General features: G+C 42.1%; 5 protein-coding genes. 4 read left to right on the top strand and 1 reads right to left on the bottom strand.

The genetic code is table 11. The annotated features are described in order from the left end of the window. On the bottom strand, positions 1 to 1250 hold a 1250-nt coding region (locus AB4232_RS01885), incomplete at its 3' end, for an esterase/lipase family protein (protein WP_372085900.1). Between the two features lie 361 nt (positions 1251 to 1611). Here AB4232_RS01885 and AB4232_RS01890 point away from each other — a divergent pair. Genes AB4232_RS01890 through AB4232_RS01905 form a run of 4 tightly spaced genes read left to right on the top strand, consistent with a single transcriptional unit; the run spans position 1612 to position 5447 of the window. After that, positions 1612 to 2034: a hypothetical protein gene (locus tag AB4232_RS01890; RefSeq protein ID WP_372085903.1), complete on the top strand. Its 423-nt coding sequence runs from the start codon at positions 1612 to 1614 to the stop codon at positions 2032 to 2034. Positions 2035 to 2090: 56 nt separating this feature from the next. Next, positions 2091 to 4187, top strand: coding sequence for a protein-disulfide reductase DsbD (locus tag AB4232_RS01895; protein ID WP_009847200.1), 2097 nt, complete (start codon positions 2091 to 2093; stop codon positions 4185 to 4187). Next, positions 4184 to 4711 carry a protein disulfide oxidoreductase gene (locus AB4232_RS01900; RefSeq protein WP_372085906.1) on the top strand — a complete coding sequence of 176 codons (528 nt, stop codon included), beginning with the start codon at positions 4184 to 4186 and terminating at the stop codon, positions 4709 to 4711. Before AB4232_RS01895 ends, AB4232_RS01900 begins: the two co-directional genes overlap by 4 nt. A gap of 10 nt (positions 4712 to 4721) precedes the next feature. Further along, positions 4722 to 5447: a DsbA family protein gene (locus AB4232_RS01905; RefSeq protein ID WP_009847198.1), complete on the top strand. Its 726-nt coding sequence runs from the start codon at positions 4722 to 4724 to the stop codon at positions 5445 to 5447. Positions 5448 to 5505 lie beyond the last annotated feature (58 nt).

The following is a 5505-nucleotide window of genomic DNA, read 5'->3' on the forward strand; positions in this document are numbered from 1 at the left end:
TTATAGCCTTGTTCGGTTCTCAACCAAAACTCAGAAAGATCTTCAAACAAGTCGTCGTTGTCTAAGATACTTAAATGATTTTCGTCGTAACCAAAAATTTGGTCGGCGTTTAATTGAGCTGGGCGCGAAAGCTGGCTTGATAGGTCAATTACGCCATCATTACTGTTGGTATTAAATAACTCCCCTGAATTGTATCCAAACGCTAAAAAGTGCGGGGTATGGTTTTTAGTTTTACTACCAAATAACTCGGCGATAAATTTTCCGTCTGGATTTAAATCTACCCAGGCTGGCATCACGATAGGGGAGTATTCAATTCCTTGCTTGGCGGATGCCACACCCCCAAACGGGGAAGATATGGTGGTGATGCTACTGACAAAATTGCACAACTGCCCGATTTGGCACTGACGAACACTGTTTGTCACGATAAGCCCACCCATGCTGTGTGCCACCACGTGTAATTGTTGGATCTTGTATTCCGTCACTATGGTATGCAGCAGGTTATTTAAGCCTTTCGAACTTAAAACCAGAGATAAGCCAGAAGGGTAGTTGAATACCCATATTTGGTATTTAGATTGATCGATTTTTTCGATTAATGGAGCAAAATCTAAAGCGGTTGCGTTGATACCATGTACAAATAGGATAGGGATTTTAGTTGGGTCGTATTCCGACAAAAAGTAGAGTCCAGCATTCCCTTCAAAAAAGAATGTTACTGGCTGCCACATGCCGAGCTTAGCGTTTTCTCGCTTAAAGGGCGGATCCGTTAAACTCACAACAGTGCCTATATCGACAAGATCCAATTCCACTTTCAGTAAAGAGGACAGTGAGTGATTAACAAAGGCTCTGGGCGCTTTGTTTTCGTCAATGGCGAGTGAAATTCTTACTGTAGAATTGTCTTGGTGATCGTGTAGATTAACGACACTGAATGGTTCGTCAGCTTGTAGGGTTAAATCTTGGTTTTTATCATCAAAGACAAGTAGGTAGTGTATTTTTCTAGATAGCTGCAATTGAATACTGTCGCTATCTATTATGCCGTCGTAGCCATCAACTTCGCTTTTATTGATATCTTTTATCTGTTGAATAACGACGGCTGAGCCCGACGCTGGTTCGGTCAAAATGATTTGGTACTGGTCGGTATAGGCATCAATTGCGTCTATCTCATTCGATAGATTTCTAAAATTACTGCACCCTGATAGCACTGAACTGAGTAACAATGCTGAACTGAAAAATATTGCAGTAAGTAATCGCCTCATTCTAATTTCATCCCCATATCAACAAGCTTCGTTATTCAATCAATAATTTTTATACATAAACAAACAGCATGAGTTTAATACTAGCAAGAAAACAGAGAGTTAGGTCATACGTTGTTCTTGAGCATGTATTGTCTTGGTCCGAGTTTACTTAGTTCACGCTGCTCGACCGCGGTATGGCTGATGTCGATTGTCTTTTCGATACTGATTGTCTTTCCGACCCTGATTGTTGGTATATGATTTTTACGATTCTCAATCGCTTTGATTCATGAAAATTATCGGCCATACGAAAAAAATTGAACTTTATTATTTGAGTTAAGTCGTATTGCTACGTTTACCATCACAAGACATCTGCAGTTTAGATATGATCTCAAGTCGAAACACACATCAGCTAACTCGTAGCGCACTATTATTAGTGGGTTGGGTTATCTGTTTCTGTCTCGCCAGTAATATGAGTTTTATCCAAGGCTGCAAAGTAAATTATGACAACAGTGATTCTGCTATTTCTACTGCCGTGCAGGCAAACAAGATTAGCGATGGTGGCGTTTTTATTGATGGGGCATCTCAATCCCAAGACGGCCAATCCGTCCAAAAATGTGAGTTATCAGAACACCTGATAAATTTTGATCACCACCAAGTCAATGATCAAGCTATATTCACGTACTTCATACTCGTTGTCGTCGTATTGTGGCTGCTAAGTACTGTCCCGTATTTCTCTCCCTTCACTGAGCCAATCCTCCACAAAGGTAGGCGCATCCATCTCAAGATCTGTGTCTTTAAAGAATGAAAATAAGAGCGTTTAACTAACACTCATATTATTCATTTTTTAAGGAAAAATTAGACATGCCTAAAAGCAAAATGTCATTGCGCTTTGTTGTGCTTTGGCTATTCGTTGCGTTGTGTTCAACATTCACTGTGAACGCAAGTGCGAGCGAATCGATGACTCCTGTTACAACGGGTTGGATGCAAGACAAGTTACATCCGTATGTAGAAACGCGTTTTGTCATGACAGGACAAATTAATAAAGAAGATAAAACCGCGGCGGGTTATCTGGAAGTGAACCTTTCTGATGAATGGAAAACTTACTGGAGAAGTCCTGGCGAAGGAGGCATTGCGCCCAAAATTAAATGGGCTGACTCTAAGAACGTTTCGCAACTGCAATGGTTTTGGAAGTTTCCTCAACGCTTCAACTTGCTCGGCATAGATACGCTAGGCTACAAGCACAACATCATCTTTCCGATGAATCTTCATATTGATGATATGAACAAACCTGTTGAGCTCCATGCAGTGCTGACGATGTCTTCATGCACCACCATATGTATTCTCACGGATTTTGACATCAACTTGGTGTTTAACCCAAGTGAGATGACCGTGAATAACGACGCGATGCTTGTCTACGCAAAAGCAATGAGCGAAGTGCCGAAAGACTCACCGCTTGTAGAGGGTACATCTACGATTTGGGATGCTCACAAGTCGCAACTTCAAGTTATTGCTACACATAAAATTGGTTGGACTGCACCCGATATAATCGTGGATGGTGATTCAGATGAAATGCAAGATGCTGAATTTGGTATTCCTCACATTGAAATTGAAGGTAACCAAGCCATTGCGACTTATGACGTCAGCAGCTGGATGGGCACACCCGATCTCAACAACCAACACATTCGTGTCAGCATCAAAGACAAAGACTTCATTACAGAATACCCAGCCACTGTTACCAACGGCATAGTGGGTAATAGCTCTATGATAAGTATGGTGCTTTTGGCGCTATTAGGTGGGTTGATTCTCAATATCATGCCCTGTGTATTCCCTGTACTTGGAATGAAACTGAGTGGGGTTATTTCTGCTCAAGGCATGGCAAGAAAACAGGTTAGGTTCCAATTCCTTGCATCTGCGAGTGGCATCCTCGCATCCTTCTGGTTAATCGCCACTTTCTTGGCTGTGTTAAAAATATCAGGCAGCGTTATCGGTTGGGGAATTCAGTTCCAAAACGGTTGGTTTATCGGTGGGATGTTTATCGTCACAGCTCTTTTCAGCGCTAACATGTTAGGGCTTTTCGAGATCCGTCTTTCATCGAATACCAATACGTGGATGGCAACCAAGGGAGACAGTAGTTACGTCGGACACTTTACACAAGGCATGTTCGCAACGCTATTGGCTACGCCATGTTCTGCTCCATTTCTTGGGACAGCCGTTGCATTTGCTCTTGCCACGACTATCCCGACGATGTTTGGTATTTTCACCGCACTTGCCGTTGGTATGGCACTTCCATGGATCATCGTTGCTGCATTCCCATCGATAGCTTTGGCGCTGCCTAAACCAGGAGCATGGATGAACCGTGTTAAATACCTGTTCGGCGGAATGATGCTAATCACTAGCGTTTGGCTCTTTAGCTTGCTTCGACCTCATGTCCCTCAATTGTGGCTATACGCAATACTGGCGGTCAGTGTTTGCCTATTGCTTGTCAGGTTGGTTCAAGTGCATGGAATCAAGACTGCGGGTGCTGTTGCCTTGCTGCTGTTGAGTGTTATCTCTGCCTCGTTATTTGTCGAGAAGGCAACATCCAAAATTCTGCCACCAGAACCTGAGTGGGAAGCTTTGTCGACCGTAGCCATTGATGATCATGTTGCTAACGACAAAGTAGTTTTCGTTGATGTTACCGCTGATTGGTGCGTGACTTGTAAAGCAAACAAGATCGGGGTTCTCTTACAAGATCCTGTTTACAGCGTATTGACTGAAGGTGATGTAGTGCCGATGGAGGGCGATTGGACAGTCCCAAGTGATAGTGTCACGTCATACCTACAAGATCACAACCGTTTCGGTGTTCCGTTCAACATGGTTTATGGCCCTAACGCTCCGGAAGGTATTGAGCTTCCTGTCATCTTAACCAGTGATGCGGTGATGGAAGCCATTGAGAAAGCAAAAGGTGGTGACGAATGATGAGAAAAAAAGCTAAGGTAAAACCTCAGTCCAAAAAGCAGAAGTTGAGATCGGCATTACTGTATACCTTGTTCGCATTGGTCGTGGTCTTTGGTGTTGATTATTGGCGTACAAAAGACGTTCCAATGCAGAACGTTCCGCCAATGGTTGGGATGTCGTTATCCGGTAAACCGATAGATGTAATAGAGATGAGTAAGAAAGAGCCGGTATTAGTTTATTTTTGGACGACATGGTGCGTCGCCTGCAAATTTGTGACGCCAGTGGTTGATTGGTTTTCATCGAGCTATCCCGTCGTTGGTGTATCACTGACTTCGGGTAAAGATGAAAGAGTTCAACGCTATATGAATGCTAAAGGGTATAGCTACGACAACATTAATGACACTCAAGGTAAAATTGCACGCGATTGGGGAATCTCCTTAACGCCAACACTCATTGTTATTAATGATGGAAAAGTAACAAGTGTTACTTCAGGAATTACTACGCCAATAGGTATCGCAGCCCGACTTTGGTTAGCTAAGTATTAATGGGAAAAATATGAAATTCATTACAAAAAGCATCATCACACTATTGGTTACTCTGGCTTTCTCACCCGTCACTTTCGCAATGACAAAACAAGAAAAAATTGCCGAGATAACGCAAATGCTAGAAACGAACGAAGGTATTATCGATTCAGTTCACGACAGTCTAGCTGCTTACATAGATCAACAAAGTAGCTTTGATAAAACGTTAGTTGAGAGTCATGACTTTATTTATAACAACCCACATCACCCTTGGTATGGTTCCGAACATCCAAAACTGACGATCGTAAATATGACTGATTTTAGTTGCCCGTGGTGTAAAAAATTAGACCCTGTTCTTCGAAAAATAGCGGATGAGTTCCCTAATGACATCAAGGTGATAAATATTTATATCCCTCTAAAGGAGAGAGATTCGCCATTGAACTCAGCAACTTTTGGACTCAATGTCTGGAACAATGACAAAGAAAAATACAAAGCAGTTGAAGAGATGTTGATCAGTAAGCCTGGTATTCACAATGTTCGTTCGATAATGAAAGTAGCGAAGAAGAACAAAGCCACCGATTATGTTTCTTCAGACAGCGAAATAGCGATTGAAGTTGCTGAAAACTATAACTTATTTACGAGGCTAGGTGTTCGGGGTACACCAGCGATGCTAATTGATGGAACATTGCTCCCCGGCTACTTGCCATACGAAAAACTATATCCAATAGTAAAGGCTAAGCTAGAAGAGAAAAGTAAATAGAATAAATTTACGATAACTTAAGTATTATCTTTGATGGATAAAAAGCCCTATTGATTAG

This window comes from Vibrio sp. 10N.286.46.A8 (genome assembly GCF_041470165.1).
Taxonomy (GTDB): Bacteria; Pseudomonadota; Gammaproteobacteria; order Enterobacterales; family Vibrionaceae; genus Vibrio; species Vibrio tasmaniensis_A.

Excerpts from the sequence above, each read along its gene's own strand:
- AB4232_RS01900 (WP_372085906.1), top strand. The coding sequence starts at position 4,184 with ATGATGAGAAAAAAAGCTAAGGTAAAACCTCAGTCCAAAAAGCAGAAG.
- AB4232_RS01895 (WP_009847200.1), top strand. The coding sequence starts at position 2,091 with ATGCCTAAAAGCAAAATGTCATTGCGCTTTGTTGTGCTTTGGCTATTC.
- AB4232_RS01890 (WP_372085903.1), top strand. The coding sequence starts at position 1,612 with ATGATCTCAAGTCGAAACACACATCAGCTAACTCGTAGCGCACTATTA.
- AB4232_RS01905 (WP_009847198.1), top strand. The coding sequence starts at position 4,722 with ATGAAATTCATTACAAAAAGCATCATCACACTATTGGTTACTCTGGCT.